The 15995-nt window shown below is 63.4% G+C and carries 15 protein-coding genes; 7 read left to right on the top strand and 8 right to left on the bottom strand.

The annotated features are described in order from the left end of the window. Positions 1-19: 19 nt before the first annotated feature. The gene (locus O6760_RS13785; protein WP_269585933.1) at positions 20-871 is read right to left on the bottom strand and encodes a LysR family transcriptional regulator; all 852 of its coding nucleotides are present in this window, start codon (positions 869-871) and stop codon (positions 20-22) included. Between the two features lie 90 nt (positions 872-961). Between O6760_RS13785 and O6760_RS13780 the strand changes: the two genes are divergently transcribed. Continuing rightward, the gene (locus tag O6760_RS13780; RefSeq protein ID WP_269585932.1) at positions 962-1984 is read left to right on the top strand and encodes a permease; all 1023 of its coding nucleotides are present in this window, start codon (positions 962-964) and stop codon (positions 1982-1984) included. A gap of 531 nt (positions 1985-2515) precedes the next feature. Here the strand turns inward: O6760_RS13780 and O6760_RS13775 are convergent. The 4 genes from O6760_RS13775 to O6760_RS13760 are packed head-to-tail and all read right to left on the bottom strand — an operon-like array spanning position 2516 to position 6999. After that, positions 2516-3856 (bottom strand): NAD(P)/FAD-dependent oxidoreductase, encoded by a 1341-nt coding sequence (locus tag O6760_RS13775; RefSeq protein ID WP_269585931.1) that lies wholly within the window; start codon positions 3854-3856, stop codon positions 2516-2518. Next, positions 3853-5352 carry an aldehyde dehydrogenase gene (locus O6760_RS13770; RefSeq protein WP_269585930.1) on the bottom strand — a complete coding sequence of 500 codons (1500 nt, stop codon included), beginning with the start codon at positions 5350-5352 and terminating at the stop codon, positions 3853-3855. Before O6760_RS13770 ends, O6760_RS13775 begins: the two co-directional genes overlap by 4 nt. A gap of 2 nt (positions 5353-5354) precedes the next feature. Further along, positions 5355-6260: a dihydrodipicolinate synthase family protein gene (locus O6760_RS13765; RefSeq protein ID WP_269586274.1), complete on the bottom strand. Its 906-nt coding sequence runs from the start codon at positions 6258-6260 to the stop codon at positions 5355-5357. 28 nt (positions 6261-6288) lie between these two features. Next, positions 6289-6999: a GntR family transcriptional regulator gene (locus tag O6760_RS13760; protein ID WP_269585929.1), complete on the bottom strand. Its 711-nt coding sequence runs from the start codon at positions 6997-6999 to the stop codon at positions 6289-6291. Positions 7000-7128: 129 nt separating this feature from the next. Here O6760_RS13760 and O6760_RS13755 point away from each other — a divergent pair, with 129 nt between their 5' ends. Further along, the gene (locus O6760_RS13755; RefSeq protein WP_269585928.1) at positions 7129-8106 is read left to right on the top strand and encodes a GlxA family transcriptional regulator; all 978 of its coding nucleotides are present in this window, start codon (positions 7129-7131) and stop codon (positions 8104-8106) included. A gap of 438 nt (positions 8107-8544) precedes the next feature. On the opposite strand, the gene O6760_RS13750 is transcribed toward O6760_RS13755, so the two are convergent. From O6760_RS13750 to O6760_RS13740, 3 genes are all read right to left on the bottom strand, one after another. Further along, on the bottom strand, positions 8545-9207 hold the full coding sequence (locus O6760_RS13750; protein ID WP_269585927.1) for a L,D-transpeptidase: 663 nt from the start codon (positions 9205-9207) through the stop codon (positions 8545-8547). Between the two features lie 419 nt (positions 9208-9626). After that, positions 9627-10565, bottom strand: coding sequence for a sugar kinase (locus tag O6760_RS13745; RefSeq protein ID WP_269585926.1), 939 nt, complete (start codon positions 10563-10565; stop codon positions 9627-9629). Positions 10566-10567: 2 nt separating this feature from the next. After that, a complete protein-coding gene (locus tag O6760_RS13740) occupies positions 10568-11260 on the bottom strand; it encodes a GntR family transcriptional regulator (RefSeq protein WP_269585925.1) in 693 nt (230 codons plus the stop codon). Between the two features lie 94 nt (positions 11261-11354). On the opposite strand from O6760_RS13740, the gene uxaC reads away from it, so the two are divergent. From uxaC to O6760_RS13715, 5 genes are read left to right on the top strand one after another with little or no spacing between them, the layout of a single operon-like run. Continuing rightward, on the top strand, positions 11355-12797 hold the full coding sequence (gene uxaC, locus O6760_RS13735) for a glucuronate isomerase (protein WP_269585924.1): 1443 nt from the start codon (positions 11355-11357) through the stop codon (positions 12795-12797). A gap of 23 nt (positions 12798-12820) precedes the next feature. Continuing rightward, entirely contained in the window at positions 12821-13801 is a 981-nt protein-coding gene (locus tag O6760_RS13730) for a TRAP transporter substrate-binding protein (RefSeq protein ID WP_442969891.1), read from the top strand. A gap of 53 nt (positions 13802-13854) precedes the next feature. Next, positions 13855-14382 carry a TRAP transporter small permease gene (locus tag O6760_RS13725; RefSeq protein WP_269585923.1) on the top strand — a complete coding sequence of 176 codons (528 nt, stop codon included), beginning with the start codon at positions 13855-13857 and terminating at the stop codon, positions 14380-14382. A 1-nt stretch (position 14383) separates the two neighbouring features. After that, positions 14384-15664 (top strand): TRAP transporter large permease, encoded by a 1281-nt coding sequence (locus O6760_RS13720; protein ID WP_269585922.1) that lies wholly within the window; start codon positions 14384-14386, stop codon positions 15662-15664. 10 nt (positions 15665-15674) lie between these two features. Continuing rightward, a complete protein-coding gene (locus O6760_RS13715; protein ID WP_269585921.1) occupies positions 15675-15992 on the top strand; it encodes a cupin domain-containing protein in 318 nt (105 codons plus the stop codon). Positions 15993-15995: the final 3 nt, after the last annotated feature.

The raw sequence follows: 15995 nt of genomic DNA, 5'->3' as shown, positions 1-15995 counted from the left end.
CGCGCGAGCACGACGACACTCATCCTTGAAAGGCGGAGCGAATGGCCGACTTCATCGCATCGACCACGGTAGCATCCGCCTGCCCCGATGTTCCGATGACCAGGCGGGAGACGGGCATTTCCGGGAATCCCAGCCCATCTCCCAGCACCTTCAGGTGCGGGCCGGCCGAGGACCTGCCGAGCAGGCCGATGGCAACGCCCGCCTCGACCGCTGCCGTCACCCCGGAAACGCTCTGGCTGGAAAAGACGACCCGGTAAGGTTGACCGCGTGCCTCAAGCGCGGCAATCGCCGCCTCCCGCCACCAGCAGGCCCGGTCGAACAGGGCCACCGGCACCGGATCCACAGCAAGAAGATCCTGGTGATGCGAGGCAACCCAGCAGGTCGGATCCTCGTGGATCACCTCTTCTCCCGGTTCCGGTGTTTCAACTTCGTAGACCGCCAGATCGAGCAGCCCCTTCCTGAGCATCCCGGGAAATTCCGTGCTCAGCGAGCAGGTCACCTCCAGCTCCACCTGCGGATGGGACTGGACAAAGGCGCCGAGGATCCGCGCCAGCCTGGCCCGGCCATGGTCGTCGGGAATGGCGAGGCGCAGCTTGCCGCGCAGGTCGTCGGAAGTCAGTTCGCGCAGCATGCCATCCAGTCGGCCGGTTACCTCCCGTGCGACCGGCAACAGCCTTTGCCCGGTTTCGGTCAGGCTCACGCCGCGCCCCGTGCGCTCGAAAACGGCCCGCCCGAGAACCTCCTCGAGCCGCATGATCTGCAGGCTGGTCGCCGACTGCGATCGGCCGATCAGGTTACCGCCCTCGGTGATGCTGCCCGTGCCGGCGACGGCCAGAAACGTGCGGAGCAGCTCGCTGTCGAGTGTATTCATCTGATTTTTCAATATCCGATATTGGAGATATTCGTTTTCCTGATAATGACATCACGCCTATGCTGCGGCCGTCAACCACAGGAGGCCCACTTGGCAGACCGGACCGCATCACCAGCTCCCCTCTTGGCCCGTCCGCTCGTGATCGCCGCGGGCGTGCTTGTTGTTTCCGTTGTGGCCTGGCTCTGGCCCCGGTTCTCATGGAACGGTGTTCTGTTTACTTTGCAGGGACTGGTCGATGTCGCCCCCCTCGTCATTCCCGGCATTGCGCTCACCGCCTGGATCATGGCCAGTGGCGCCGACAGGATCCTGTCCCGAGCCTTCGAAGGCCGCCTGTTTCGGTCCGTTCTCGCGGCATCGGCGATCGGCGCCATCACGCCGGTCTGCGGCGTCACCGTACTGCCGCTGATGGTCGGGTTGCTCGCTGCCGGGGTTCCCCTCGCCCCGGTCATGGCGTTCTGGCTGTCCTCGCCGGTGACCGACCCGGCCATGCTGGCAACGACGGCAGCCACGCTCGGTTTTGCCTTTGCCCTCGGCAAGACCGTGGCGGCCTTCGGGCTCGGCCTCTTTGGCGGCACGGTGACGGCTGCGCTCAGCGGCAGCAAAAGCGGCCAGACCGCCCTGCGCAGCGGCGGGCTTGCTGCGTCCCTGGTCACTTCCTGCGGCTGCGGCCCCAGAACGTTCGAGCCGCGTGTCTGGCAAGACAGGGACCGGCGCCGCACCGTTGCCCGACAGGCCTTCGCCACGACGCGGCTGATCCTGATCTGTCTGATCCCGGCTTTCTTCGCAGAATACGCCCTCAACGCCGCGCTGACCCCTGGATCTCTCGCAGCCTATGTGGGCGAAGACACCTGGTGGGCCATTCCTGCCGCCGTCTTTGTCGGCGCCCCCGCCTATATCGACGGCTATGCCGCCCTGCCTCTCACACGCGGCCTGATCGACAACGGCATGGCGCCGGGCGCCGCCATGGCCTTCCTGGTCTCCGGCGGCGTCGTCAGCATCTGGGGGGCGCTGGCCATCTTCCCGGTGCTCCGGATACGGCCATTTCTTCTCTATCTGGGCCTGGCGGTGACCGGGTCCCTGCTGGCGGGCTACGGATTTGGCTGGGTTTATTGAGGCTATCGTACACGCTCTCAGGAATGTGTAGCCTGTCCTTCGAGACGGGCCTTCGGCCCTCCTCAGGATGACGCAGAATGGGTGGAGAAGTTGTGATTTGATTATGGTCCGGGAGGCAGAATTTCGGGTGACTTAGCTGGCGCAAAAACTGTTTTAAAACAAGGGTTCCCGAACCCCAAAGCGTCATCCTGAGGAGGACCGTCAGGTCCGTCTCGAAGGATCCGCAGCTTGCTCCCTCGCACGTGACCCATCCTTCGAGACGCCGCTGACGCGGCTCCTCAGGATGACGCCGAGTGGGTGGAGACGCTGTGATATGACTACGGACCGAGAGGCAGAATTTCGGGTGATTTCGCCGGCGCGAAACTGCTCTCAAGAACAAGCCCTGCCAAACCCCAAATCGTCATCCTGAGGAGGACCGTCAGGTCCGTCTCGAAGGATGGGCAGCTTGTTTCCAAACACGTGGCTGATCCTTCGAAAGGTGCGCAAGCGCACTCCTCAGGATAACGCTGAGAGGGTGGAGATTCTGGGAAATTATTCCTCCGCCGCACGCCATTCCTTCCAGCGCAGCAAGGCATTGGCACCGATCTCCCGGAACGGCTGTGGCGGCAGTTTCTTCGGGCGGGCTTCCCGCTCGAAATGCCGGGTGATGTCGCTTGATACGCCACAGGCCAGCTCCGCCGCGCCAATTCCCGTCAACGTGCCGCGCGCGGTGCCGAGGCCGTTCTGGACGCAGCCGGAAAAGACTCCCTTTTCCAGTTCGCGCATCACGGCAACACCGTTGAGGCTGAGGCACAGGTGGCCGGCCCATTTGTGTTCCATCTTCAGCCCGCCAAGCTGCGGGAAGCGCTGGTCGAACTTGCGCTGCATCACGTGTGCCGCCCGGTCCAAATGCGCCTGTGACAGGCGCATGTCCGGCTTCAGCACTGCGCAGGTCCGGGTGACGATCCGGTTGCCGCCCTGGCCCGTGTCGATCCGGCGCAAGGTGGTGCCCATCGGGTCGGACGGCGTGATCCCCCACCGCGCTCGGCCGCCGAGTTTCTTGAGCGCCTCCGCGTCGAGTTCCGGCGTCATCACCGCGAACAGGAACAGCTGCATCAGCCGGTTCCGCTCGAAACCGAAACTTTCCAGGTGGCCGTTTACCGTCAGGATGATCCTGTCCGTCGAAACGCCGCCCTTCGGCGTTGCCACACGCCAGCCTGCCCCGTTCCTGGAAAACGTGGTCACGGGACTGTTTTCGAAAACCTTCACGCCGTCACGCCGCAAACCCGCGGCCAGGCCGCGTATGTAACCGGCCGGCTGCAGCATCACCGTGCCGGGCGTATACAGCCCGGCGCGATAATGACCGCTGCCGGTCAGGTCCCTCATCTGTTTGCGGTCGAGCAGCTCGTAATCTTCACCCAGGCTTTGCAGATGCGCAGCATAGCTGCGGTTATGCGCCTCGGCCTTGGCACTCGCCGCGCCGTTGACCTTGCCGGCCGGGTCGAAATAGTTCGCATCGATCTGGTAGTCCGCAACCGCGTCCCCGGCAAAGCCGATGGCCTTCCGGTTGAGGGCGATCAGCGCCGTGTCGTCACCCGCTCCGGCATAGTCCTGCGAGGTCAGCTCGTGCGGCAGGTCGATCATGAAACCGGAATTGCGGCCAGCCGAGCTGTCGGCAAGCGGCAGGGCGTCGAGCACGACGATCTTGAGGCCGCTGTCGATCTGCGTCAGACGCCGGGCCGCCGACAATCCGGCGAAGCCGGCACCGATAATCGTGATGTCCGCACGGATGTCATCCGTCAGCACTTCGGATGCCGGAGGGTCCGGCAGGATCCGGTTCCAGGCCGCCGGCCCCTTCAGGCAAGGCAGGGAAGTGGCGGCCCCGCGGGTCATCCCACAGCCTCGTCCTCGTCGTCGGAGAGATCCAGCCAGATCGTCTTGATCTGGGTGTACTGGTCATGGGCGGCGAGGCTGTTGTCGCGCCCGCCGAAGCCGGACTGTTTGAAGCCGCCGAACGGCGTGGTGATGTCGCCCTCGCCGAAGCAGTTGACCGTCACCGTGCCGGCCCGGATCGCCCGGGCCCCGCGCAGGGCCTTCCGTGCGTTGGACGTGAAGATCGACGCCGCCAGGCCGTAGTCGGTGTTGTTGGCCATTTCGATGGCTTCGTCGAAGCCGCCCACCGTCAGCACGCTCAGCACCGGCCCGAAGATTTCTTCGCGCGCGGCCTTCGAATGAGCATCGACCTCCAGAACCGTCGGCTCGACATAGGCCCCGTCATGACTGTTGCCGCCCATCAGCACCGTGGCATCGGTGCCGAGATAGGAGCAGACCTTGTTGAAATGGGCACTGGAAACCAGCGCGCCGACCCGGTGCTCCGGATCGAGCGGGTCGCCCAAGGTCCATTCGCGGGCATGGGCCAGGATGCGCTCGACAAGCGCATCCTTGATCTCCGCCTCGACAATCAGGCGAGAACTGGCCGAACAGTTCTCGCCCATGTTCCAGAAGGCGCCATTGACCACATGGGCGGCAACCCGGTCGAGATTTTCCGCATCCTTCAGGACCACGCTCGGGTTCTTGCCGCCCATCTCCAGGACGACTTCCTTCAGATTGCTGTCGGCGGCGTAATGCAGGAAGCGGCGGCCGGTCTCGGTTGACCCGGTAAAGGACACCATGTCGACATCCATGTGGCGCCCGAGCGGCTCGCCGACCTCCGGGCCGGAGCCCGGCACGACGTTGAAGACACCGCGCGGAATGCCTGCTTCCATGGCAAGCTCCGCAACGCGCAGGGCGGTCAGCGAGGTTTCCTCCGCCGGCTTGACGATCACCGAGCAACCGGCGGCCAGAGCCGGGCCGATCTTCCAGGCCAGCATCAGCAGCGGGAAGTTCCAGGGCAGCACCAAGCCGACCACACCAACCGGCTCGCGCACGATCATGGCGATGTGGTCGTCCGAGGCCGGCGAGACCTGGTCGTAGATCTTGTCGATCGCCTCAGCATGCCATTTCAGGCAGTGGATCGTCTCGGGTAGATCCACCGTCTCACAGTCGAAAATGGTCTTGCCACTGTCGAGACTTTCCATCACCGCGAGTTCGCGCCGGTTGCGTTTGACGAGCTTGGCAAAGCGGATCAGAACGTCCTTGCGTTCCGACGGATGCAGTTTCGACCAGCGTCCGTCCTCGAACGCCTCGCGCGCCTTTTGAACGGCAAAGTCGACATCCTCCGCACCGCAGGCGGCAATCTCGGCCAGGGTCTCTCCGGTTGCCGGATTGAGGCTTGCGAAGGTCTTGCCCGACACCGCCGGACGATAGCCGCCGTCGATAAACGCATTGGTCGGCAGCGTCAGCCTGGCGGCGAGCGCCTTGTATTCGTCACGTGTCAGAAGATCGGTCATGGTCATGCTCCCGCCGTGATGTCTTCGATGGTGGATTTGAGAACGCGGACGACCTGGTCCAGCTGGCGCTTGTCGTCCTTGTTGAGTGCCTTCAGCGGCGGCCGCGGCGGTCCGGCATGAAGCCCGCTCATCTCGACACCGTGCTTGACGCACTGGATGAACTTGCCGCCCTGTTCGAGCACGCGCATCAGCGGCATCATCGCCGACATGATCCGACGCCCCTTGGTGAAGTCGCCCTCGACGGCACAGGCCCTGTAGAGCGCGACATGTTCTCTCGGCAGGAAGTTGGAACCGGCGCAGACCCAGCTGCGCGCACCCCAGGCAAAGAACTCCAGCGCCTGGTCGTCCATGCCGCAGGACATCTGGATATGCGGATAGTCGCGCGCCAGCAGATGCACCCGGTTGATGTCGCCGGAGCTTTCCTTGATGGCGCAGACATTGCGCGAGCGGCCGACCCGGTCGAGGAACTCCTCGCCCATGTTGACGCCCATCCGGCCCGGATAGTTGTAGAGCATGATCGGCAGGTCGGCGGCCCGGTCGATGGTGAGCACGTTGAGTGCGTTCTCCCGCTCCGTCGGCACCGAATAGGGCGGCGTTGCGACCAGAATGGCCTCGGCGCCCATCTTCGCGGCCCCCTCCGCCAGCTCGATGGAATCGGGCGTGCGCATGGTGCCGGTTCCGACGATCAGCGGCAGGCGGCCGCCGAGCTTGTCCTTGGTGAAACGGGCGAGGTCCAGCCGTTCCTCCACGGTCTGGGCATAGTTCTCGCCCGTCGAGCCGCCGGAGATCAGGCCATTCACACCGCTTTCAACAAGGTGATCGATCACCTTTCCAAGCGCGCCCCAGACGACAGTGCCGTCCGGGTCATAGGGCGTCACGACAGGCGTGTAGATGCCCTCGAAGGTCATGATGGGTTTCATGTCGATCTCTCCGGCTTCAGGCGGATTTGAGTTTCGGCGGCTGGCCGAGCGGTGCTTCCAGCCCGGCGGGCATGACGAAGAGCTCGATCTGGTCGCGCGACAGCGCCCAGTGCTCGAGCGCCAGCTCGGCGGCCCGGTCTTCGTCGCCCTGTTCGATCGCGGCGATCATGTCGTCATGCTGCCGGCAGGCGAGCGACAGGCGCTCGTCCGTGGCGCCCCCCTTCTGCCGGAAGAAGGTCATGCCGATCCGTGTGTGATCGATCAGCAGCCGGTCGAGGCTCGCCAGCAGGTAGCTGTTGCCGGCCATCAGGCCGGTGATGCGGTGAAAACGGTCGTTGGTGAGGGCCCGGGCAGTGACATCCCCGGAGGCCATGGCGGCCCGGAAATCTTCCTGCGCCGCCTTCAGGTCCCCGATCTGCTGCGGTGTCGCGTTCTGGGCCGCGAGGCGCAGGATTGCGCTGTAGATCAGTGGCGCCGCCAGGAAGAAGTCCCTGAGCGTGTAGTGGCTCATGTCGGAGACACGCGCGCCGCGATTGAGCTGCAGACTGACATAGCCCTCGCCGGCAAGCTGCTGCAGCACCTCGCGCAAGGGGGTGCGCGACAGGCCGTAGCGTTCGCAAAGCTCCGTTTCCTCCAGCGCGCTGCCGGGCTTGCGCTCCAGGGTCAGGATCGCGCGTTTCAGATCTTCGTAGGCGACTGTCTTGGCCGTTCCGCGGACAGGAGGCATCGGACCGCTCCGTTTCGATTTTGGTTGACTGATTTGTATACATCATGAATACAATATCAACACAATAATTATACAAAGACGCCGGCCGCTCGAAACGGCCCAAGGCGACAGGCTCCGGAGAAAAGCGACATGTCCAGAACGCGCGACGTCACCTTCCTGCTGCTCGACGATTTTTCCCACATCGCCTTTGCCTGTGCCGTCGAGCCCTTGCGGATCGCCAACCTGCTTCAGGGCGAGGAAATCTATCGCTGGCGGGTGGCATCGGTGAATGGCGAACGCGCGGTCTGTTCCAACAGGACGGTTACCCTGGTCGATCAGGGTCTTGCCGATCTGCCGCTGCGCAGCAGCCTGTTTCTGGTGACCGGACAGAATGTCGGTGACCGGGCAACACCGGAGGTGCTCGCCTTCCTGCGCCGCGAACGGGCGCGGGGTACAAAGATCGGCGCCATCTGTTCCGGAGCCTATGTGCTGGCCAGGGCCGGCCTTTTGAAGGACCGCCGCGCGGCCATTCACTGGTCGTTCCATGACAGCTTTCAGGAGAACTTTCCGGACGTGGAACTGTGCCGCAACGTCTTTGTCGCCGACGAGACCTTCGTCACCGCCTCGGGCGGCACCGCCGCCGCCGACCTGATGCTGCACCTGATCGGCGAGACACACGGCATGGATCTGGCCGCCGCGATTGCCGACATGATGGTCTATTCCGGGGTGCGTCCGGCGGACGCCTCACAGCAGATCTCGCTGCAGGCCCGCCACGGCATCCGCAATCCGCATATTGCCGAGGCGATCCGTCTTCTCAACGAAAGCGCGCCCTACTACCTGCCGACCTCGGAGATCGCCCGCAAGATCGGCATCTCGACACGGCAGCTGGAACGCCTGTTCCAGAAGCACCTGAAAGTCTCGCCGAAGAAATTCGCCATCCAGCAGAAACTGACCCGGGCCCGCAACCTGCTCCTGCAGACCGAGCAGTCGGTCTCGGAAATCGCCCTGGCCTGCGGCTATGAATCGCCCTCGCATTTCATCCGCACCTACCAGAACCGCTTCGGCGTCACGCCGCACACCCAGCGGGTCTGCGCACCGCGTGCGGACCCCCTTCGGCAAAGTGCCTAGGCAAGAAAAGCAATCCAATTGAGTTGAAATGACCGCCGAGCCAAAACCACGATCGTCATCCTGAGGAGCGTGCCTGCGCACGTCTCGAAGGAGCGGCCCAACACCTCTTGAGCAAGTTGCCGCTCCTTCGAGACGCCGCTTCGCGGCTCCTCAGGATGACGCTGAATTTGAGGCTAACATACTCCAATAAGGAGTCGTCTGCATCTCGCAGAGGCATTGTCTGCAGAGTATCTCTTTCGAAGGAATAGCCTGAAAACAAAAGCAATTTACAAACGCTGCAACTCCCACCAACCTCATCCTGAGGAGCGCGCTTGCGCGCGTCTCGAAGGAGCGGCCACACACTTTTTAACAAGTTGCCTATCCTTCGATATGCCGCAATGCGGCACCTCAGGATGAGGCTGCATGTGCAACCCGCCCCATGCGGCGGCGCAGGCAGCCTTAGCCCAGCACGACCACCTTGGTGCCGACACTGACCCGGTTGTAGAGATCGATGATGTCCTGGTGCCACATGCGGATGCAGCCGCTGGAGGCGTTGGTGCCGATGCTGGACGGCTGGTTGGTGCTGTGGATCCGGTAGAGCGTATCCTTGTTGCCCTGCCAGAGATACAGCCCGCGGGCGCCAATCGGGTTGCTCGGCCCGCCTTCCTGGCCGTCCCGGTATTTTTCCAGCTTGGGATCCCGCTCGATCATTTCGTCGGGCGGGAACCATTTCGGCCATTCCCGCTTGAACTGGATCACGGCTTCGCCGTTCCAGGCAAATCCCGCGCGGCCGACGCCGATCCCGTATCGGATCGCCCGGCCACCCGGCTGCACCAGGTAGAGAAACTTGTTTTTCGGATCGACGACGATCGTTCCGGACGGGTACTTGCTGGGATAGAAAACCACCTGCCGGAGATATCTCGGATCGAAGTTCTGATACTTGATCGCGGGCAGGGAGAACCCGCCGTCCGTGGTCGCGGCATAAGCCGTGGCATAGTCGGGCGTCCCGTCGGCCAACGGTGTCAGGCCGGCCTGTATCGTCGACTTCTGCTCGCTCTGGCATGCGGCCAGCAACAACGGAATTCCGGCAACAAATGCGCGGCGGCTAATTTTCAACGCCATATTCGCGTCCTTTCAGCGGCACACCGGCAACGGCGGCTCCAAAGTGTCCAGGGTCAGTACCCCCTAATTTGATTGAAATGGCGCAACAAACGGCGATGAGCTGCAAGGAAAAGCGCGACAAGCGGGCTTCCTGCCCGGTTGAGCGCTTTGACACAGCAGATCGAAGCCGTTTTTGCGTCCCTCCGGGATAGGGTGAATTTGCCCGGCAACGTCGTTGCAAATCTTTGCAAACCGGACGGTTTCCTGCAGATTTGCGCCTCGTATCCGAACAAATTCATCCCTACCATTTCATTCAAATTAGGGGGGCCTGAGCCTGATGAAACATGGAACTAAACACGCGATCCGAAGAAGAAAGCAACATCATTATGGTAAACAGATGTTTAAGAAGGCACAGCCCGTGAAACCTGACCAGCGCGGGATCAGGCGCTCAGCCGGTTCCTGCAGGCAATCAGATCCAGCTGGGAAACCGGCACCAGGGCGCCCCGGCTGCCGATCACATGCGCGGCAAGGGCACATCCGGCCCGGACGGCTTCCCTTGCCCGGCCGCGCTCAAGATACTCCACCAGAAAGGCGGCGTTGAAACTGTCGCCGGCAGCCGTCGTGTCGGCCACCGCAGCCACGGGAGCAGGCTGGTAGCGGAAACCGTCCCCGTCCGACGACTGCACCACCACCGGACCCTCCCCGTCCTTGACGACTGCCAGCCTTGCGCCTCCGTCCAGGTAGCGCTGCGCGGTTGCCGCCGGGTCCGGATCGCCGAAATGGACCGCCTCGTCTTCGAAGGAAGGCAGAACGATGGCCGCGGCCGCCGCCGCCTTCATCGTCCAGGTGCACATGTCTTCATTGGAGCGCCACAGGCGCGGACGCAGGTTCGGATCGAACACGACCTGCACTCCCCGCGCGGCTGCCTCGGCCAGTGCGGCGAGCAGGAGGCCGCGCGCGGGCTCGTCCAGAATGGCCATCGTGATACCGGAAAAATACGCCATGTCGCCCGCGGACAGGCCTTTGAGCGCAGTCAGGTCTTCGGCAAGGCGCCGGGCCGCCGATTGCGACCGCCAGTACTGGAAACTGCGCTCGCCCTCGCTCAGGAAGATCATGTACACGCCGGGGCTGCCCCCGCGGATCGTCGCAAACTCAGGAGTAATCCCGGCGTTTTTGACAAAACCGGTCAGTTGCTTCGACAAGTCATCGTCACCGACGGCGCTGAGAAAACCGACATCGATCTGGTCCGCGTCCGCAAGCTGCCTGGCGTACCACGCCGTGTTGAACGTATCGCCGGCGAAACCGACCGCATAGGTCCCTGCCGGCGTCGGCGCGAACTCGATCATGCACTCACCGATGGAGAGAAAACGCCGGGGCATGCTCAGTCCTCGAAATGGGCGGAGTTTTCGGCCCGGATCCGGCCCAGGATGGTCTCGATTCGCCCGAGATGCTCGACCAGCAGTGCTTCCGCCTGCGCCCCGTCGCGCTTGCGAATGGCATCGATGATGACGAGGTGATCGTCGAGGGCCACCTGCGCACCGGACGCCAGCGACAGGAACCGCACCCGGTCCATATGCGCCTTCTGTTCGCGGATCAGGGCCCAGACATAGTCATGGCCGGAGATCTCGCAGATGCGCCGGTGGAAGGCGTCGTCAAGATTGTGAAAGAGCTGGCGTTCGTCTGTCCTGACCGCAGCTGCCTGCTCTTCCAGCAGAGCCTCGAGGTCCTTGACCTGGTCGTCCGTGATCACCTCGATCGCCGCCCTCAGGCTGGCAATCTCAAGCGCCGTGCGAACGAACCTGGCCCTGAGGACGGCAGCCTCGGAAATCTTTGTGATCACCGTTGCCCGTTGCGGCCGGATCAGGAGGAAACCGAGCTGGGACAGCCGGTAGAAGGCATCGCGGACCGGCTGGCGCGACACGCCGAAGGCCTTGGCCACTTCCGCTTCGGACACCCGTGTACCGGGCGCGAGATCCAGTGACAGGATCTGCTGGTACAGCTCTTCGAACACCGTATCCGCGACGGTCGGGATCCTGAGCGGTTCGAGCACCTTGAGGGCGCTGCCATCTGCCATCTGATTTCTCTCCGTTGACTCGTCTACTCAACTAGCATATCAGTTTACTAGCTGCAACATTGAGCACGGCAAAACAGCCAACCGGGAGGAATGAATGTCACTGGGCCTAGCGGATGCGCCGGCAGATTCGGCAAACGGCCTCGACCCGAATCGCCTGTTTCCCGCCGATCCGGCCTCCCGCGACCTGGCGGTGCAGCTGTATGCGGGTATCAAGTACCTTCCGATCATCAGCCCGCACGGACACACCGATCCGCGCTGGTACGCCGAAAACGAAGCCTTTCCCGACCCCGCGCAGCTGTTCATCGTGCCGGATCACTACGTGTTCCGGATGCTGTTCTCGCAGGGAATCGACCTCGCCGAACTGGGCGTGCCGCGCGCTGACGGCGGCCTGACGGAGACCGACAGCCGCAAGATCTGGCGGATCTTCGCGGAGAATTTTCATCTTCTGCGGGCGACCCCCTCGCGCATGTGGCTCACCCACGCCTTCCAGGAGGTGTTCGGCTTTACCAAGCGGATTTCGGCGGAAACCGCGGACGAGGCCTATGACCACATCGCGGACTGCCTGGCCCGTCCCGAATTCCGGCCGCGCGCCCTGTTCGAGCGCTTCAACATCGAGGTGATCGCCACCACGGAATCGCCGCTCGACGACCTGAAATGGCATCGCATGATCCGGGACAGCGGCTGGAGCGGCCGCGTCGTCACCGCCTACCGGCCTGACGCCGTCGTCGACCCGGAATTCGAGGGATTTGCGGCAAACATCGAGACCTTCGGCGAGCTGGCCGGGGAAGCCGCGACCACCTGGCAGGGCTATCTCAATGCTCATCGCGCGCGGCGGGCCTATTTCAAGTCCTTTGGCGCCACCTCCTCGGACCACGGCCACGCCAGCGCGCGCACGGAAAACCTGTCGCAGGCAAAGGCCGAGGAGCTGTTCCAGAAGGCCCTCACCGGATCCTGCACCGCCGAGGAGGCCGACGCCTTCCGCGGTCACATGCTGACCGAAATGGCACGCATGAGCCTGGAGGACGGTCTGGTCCTGCAGATCCATCCGGGCAGCTTCCGCAACCATTCGGGCGGGATCATGCAGCGTTTCGGCCGCGACAAGGGCTTCGACATCCCCACGCGGACGGACTATGTCCGCGCGCTCAAGCCGCTTCTCGACGCGGTCGGGCTGGAAAAGGATCTTTCGATCATCCTGTTCACCCTGGACGAGACCGCCTATTCCCGCGAGCTGGCCCCGCTGGCCGGCGTCTACCCGACGCTGAAGCTCGGCCCGGCCTGGTGGTTCTACGACAGTCCGGAAGGCATGCGCCGCTTTCGCGAAATGACCACGGAAACGGCCGGTTTCTACAACACCGTCGGCTTCAACGACGACACCCGCGCCTTTTGCTCGATTCCGGCCCGCCACGATGTGGCCCGCCGGGTCGACTGCGCTTACCTCGCATCGCTCGTGACATCCGGAAGGCTGGACGAGGACGAGGCATACGAGGTCGCACATGACCTCACTTACAGGCTTGCCAAGCAGGCTTACCGGCTCTGACGAGCCAACTTCGGGAGGAGAGTATGAAAGTATTGAAGACCCTTGCGGCATCCCTTATGGCTACCGCCGCGCTCACATCCGCATCGCTCGCATGCGAAGTGACCCTGAAATCGTCCGACACCCATCCTGACGGTTACCCGACGGTCGAAGCCGTCAAGCAGATGGGCAAGCTTCTGGAAGAGCGCACCGACGGCCGCATCTGCGTTGAAGTGTTCCATTCCGCCCAGCTGGGAGAGGAAAAGGACACGATCGAGCAGACCAAGTTCGGCGTCATCGACCTGAACCGTGTCTCCATGGGCCCGTTCAACAACCTGGTCGAGGAAACCAAGGTCGTCTCGCTGCCCTACGTCTTCAAGGGTGTCGATCACATGCACACCGTGATGGACGGCCCGATCGGCGACGAAATCCTGGCGGCGTTCGAACCGCATGGGTATGTCGGCCTGGCCTTCTATGACGGCGGCTCGCGCAGCTTCTACAACAAGGTCAAGCCGATCAAGTCGATCGAGGACCTTGAAGGCATGAAGGTCCGTGTCATGCAGTCGGACATCTTCGTCGACATGATGTCGGCCCTGGGCGCCAACGCAACGCCGATGCCCTATGGCGAGGTCTATTCCTCGATCCAGACCGGCGTCATCGACGGAGCGGAAAACAACTGGCCGTCCTTCGAATCCTCCGGGCACTACGAAGTCGCCGGCTACTACACGCTGGACGAGCACCTGATCGTGCCGGAAGTCCTGGTGATGTCCAAGAAGACCTGGGACGAGCTGTCTGCGGAAGACCAGGAAGCCGTGCGCCAGGCTGCCAAGGACTCCGTTCCGTTCATGCGTGAGCAGTGGCAGGCCCGTGAAAAGGCTTCCGAGGAAAAGGTCCGCGCAGCCGGCGTCGAGGTCATCACCGAGATCGACAAGGCCCCGTTCATGGCGGCCATGGACAGCGTCTATGAAAAGCATGTCACTTCCGACAAGCTGAAAGACCTGGTGTCCCGCATCCGGGCGACCGACTAAAGCCCACCGCCTGCGGCCCACCCGGCCGCAGGCCCCCTTTTCAGGATCCCGACGTGCAGTCCCAACTCACCCTTGCAGCACAGGCCTTGCGCCTCGTCTCCACGGCCGCCCTTTGGCTTGCCGGCAGTGGCCTCATCCTCATGACCGCCTTCATCACCGCCCAGGTCTTCATGCGCTACGTGATGAACGACAGCCTGGTCTGGTCGGAACCGGCCTCCGTCATCCTGATGGGCTGGTTCATCTTCCTCGGCGCGGCGGTCGGCATCCGCGAGGGCTATCACCTCAGCTTCGACGTGCTGCTCTATTTTCTTCCTGGTGGCGCGAAACTGATCCTGTTCAGCATTTCCGACGCCGTGGTCGCCGCCTTCGGGGCAGGCATGGCCTGGTTCGGCGCCGAACTCGCCCTGTCCGCCTGGGACGTGAAACTGCCGTCGCTCGGCGTTTCCGGGGCCGTCGATTTCCTTCCCCTGGTGGCCGGTGGCTGCCTGGTTTTCCTGTTCTCCCTGGAACGCCTGGTTCGCCGGGCCGCCGGCCTGCCGACCGCGCGTTTCGGCGAGGACCCCATCGAGGAGGTCGCCTGACATGGAACCGCTCATTCTTTTCGGCACCTTCACGACCCTGCTCCTGATCGGCACGCCGGTCGCATTCTGCCTCGGAGCCGCCTCCCTCGCGACCGTGCTCTACATGGGACTGCCGCCGGTCATCGTGTTCCAGCGTCTCAATTCCGGCGTCTCGGTGTTCGCGCTGATGGCGATCCCGTTCTTCATCTTCGCCGGCGAACTGATGGTGCGCGGCGACATCGCCCGAAGACTGGTGGCCCTTGCAGGGGCCGCCGTCGGACATGCGCGCGGCGGCCTCGGACAGGTCAACATTGCCGCTTCGGTCCTCTTCGGCGGCATTTCCGGCTCGGCGGCGGCCGACGCCACCGCCATCGGCGGCCTGATGATCCCGCAGATGAAGGAACGCGGCTATTCCGTCGAGTACGGCGTCAATGTCACGGTGCTGTCGTCGATCATCGCGCTGATGCTGCCGCCCTCGCACAACATGATCATCTATTCGATCTCGGCCGGCGGCCGCCTGTCCATCGCCGACCTGTTCACTGCGGGCATCATCCCCGGCATGCTGCTGGCCATCAGCCTGATGGTCACCGCCTGGTTCGTCGCCAAGCGCGCAGGCTATCCGACCGAGAAGTTCCCGGGCTGGCCGGCGCTCGGCTGGCTGTTCGTCAACGCGATTCCGGGTCTGCTCCTCATAGGCATCATCTTCGGCGGCGTGCGCTCAGGCGTCTTCACCGCGTCGGAAAGCTCCTGCATCGCCGCCGTCTATGCCCTGCTCGTGACCACGCTCGCCTACCGCACCATGCACTGGCCCGATTTCGTCGCGGCCACCAAGGCAGCCGTGCGCACCACGGCCATGGTGCTGCTGGTGATCGGCTGTGCCGCTTCCTTCGGCTGGCTGCTTGCCTTCCTGCGCATCCCGGCCGAGCTGGTCGCCTTCCTGAAGGACATTTCCGAAAACCCGCTGATCATCCTGTTGATGCTCAACATCGTGCTCCTGTTCCTGGGCACCTTCATGGACATGTCGCCGCTGATCGTGATCACGACCCCGATTTTCCTGCCGGTCGCCACCGCCTTCGGCGTCGACCCGGTCCATTTCGGCGTCATCCTGGTGCTCAATCTCGGCATCGGCCTGTGCACACCACCGGTCGGCACCGTGCTCTTCGTCGGCTGCGCCGTCGGCAAGATCTCCGTCTGGGATGCGATCCGCACCATCTGGCCTTTCTATGCCGCTGCTGTCTTCACGCTGCTGCTGGTCACCTACATTCCGGCGCTGTCCCTGTGGCTGCCGTCCCTGTTCCATTGAGGCTGAACCGATGTACGTAAGAACCTATCCGGAAGTCACCGCGGATCCCGGCATCCGCCGTCAGGTGCTCTCCGAGACAGCGGAGCTGATGGTGGTCGCCTTCCGCTTCCGCGAGGAAGGCGCCGAGGGCAAGCTGCACAATCACCCCCATGTCCAGTCGACCTATGTCGAAAGCGGCCGCTTCCGGTTCTCCATCGGCGGCGAGGAGTTCGAGGTCGGACCGGGCGACAGCTTTGTCATTCCCTCAGATGCGGTCCACGGCTGCGTCTGCCTGGAACCGGGAACCCTGATCGACACCTTCACACCGCGCCGCGACGATTTTCTTTGAGAC

Origin of the sequence: Roseibium sp. Sym1, from assembly GCF_027359675.1 — a bacterium.
In the GTDB taxonomy this organism is placed as follows: Bacteria; Pseudomonadota; Alphaproteobacteria; order Rhizobiales; family Stappiaceae; genus Roseibium.
This window is presented reverse-complemented; position numbering and strand designations above follow the sequence as displayed.

Excerpts from the sequence above, each read along its gene's own strand:
- O6760_RS13785 (WP_269585933.1), bottom strand. The coding sequence starts at position 871 with ATGAATACACTCGACAGCGAGCTGCTCCGCACGTTTCTGGCCGTCGCC.
- O6760_RS13775 (WP_269585931.1), bottom strand. The coding sequence starts at position 3,856 with ATGACCCGCGGGGCCGCCACTTCCCTGCCTTGCCTGAAGGGGCCGGCG.
- O6760_RS13770 (WP_269585930.1), bottom strand. The coding sequence starts at position 5,352 with ATGACCGATCTTCTGACACGTGACGAATACAAGGCGCTCGCCGCCAGG.
- O6760_RS13765 (WP_269586274.1), bottom strand. The coding sequence starts at position 6,260 with ATGACCTTCGAGGGCATCTACACGCCTGTCGTGACGCCCTATGACCCG.
- O6760_RS13760 (WP_269585929.1), bottom strand. The coding sequence starts at position 6,999 with ATGCCTCCTGTCCGCGGAACGGCCAAGACAGTCGCCTACGAAGATCTG.
- O6760_RS13755 (WP_269585928.1), top strand. The coding sequence starts at position 7,129 with ATGTCCAGAACGCGCGACGTCACCTTCCTGCTGCTCGACGATTTTTCC.
- O6760_RS13750 (WP_269585927.1), bottom strand. The coding sequence starts at position 9,207 with ATGGCGTTGAAAATTAGCCGCCGCGCATTTGTTGCCGGAATTCCGTTG.
- O6760_RS13745 (WP_269585926.1), bottom strand. The coding sequence starts at position 10,565 with ATGCCCCGGCGTTTTCTCTCCATCGGTGAGTGCATGATCGAGTTCGCG.
- O6760_RS13740 (WP_269585925.1), bottom strand. The coding sequence starts at position 11,260 with ATGGCAGATGGCAGCGCCCTCAAGGTGCTCGAACCGCTCAGGATCCCG.
- uxaC (WP_269585924.1), top strand. The coding sequence starts at position 11,355 with ATGTCACTGGGCCTAGCGGATGCGCCGGCAGATTCGGCAAACGGCCTC.
- O6760_RS13730 (WP_442969891.1), top strand. The coding sequence starts at position 12,821 with ATGAAAGTATTGAAGACCCTTGCGGCATCCCTTATGGCTACCGCCGCG.
- O6760_RS13720 (WP_269585922.1), top strand. The coding sequence starts at position 14,384 with ATGGAACCGCTCATTCTTTTCGGCACCTTCACGACCCTGCTCCTGATC.
- O6760_RS13715 (WP_269585921.1), top strand. The coding sequence starts at position 15,675 with ATGTACGTAAGAACCTATCCGGAAGTCACCGCGGATCCCGGCATCCGC.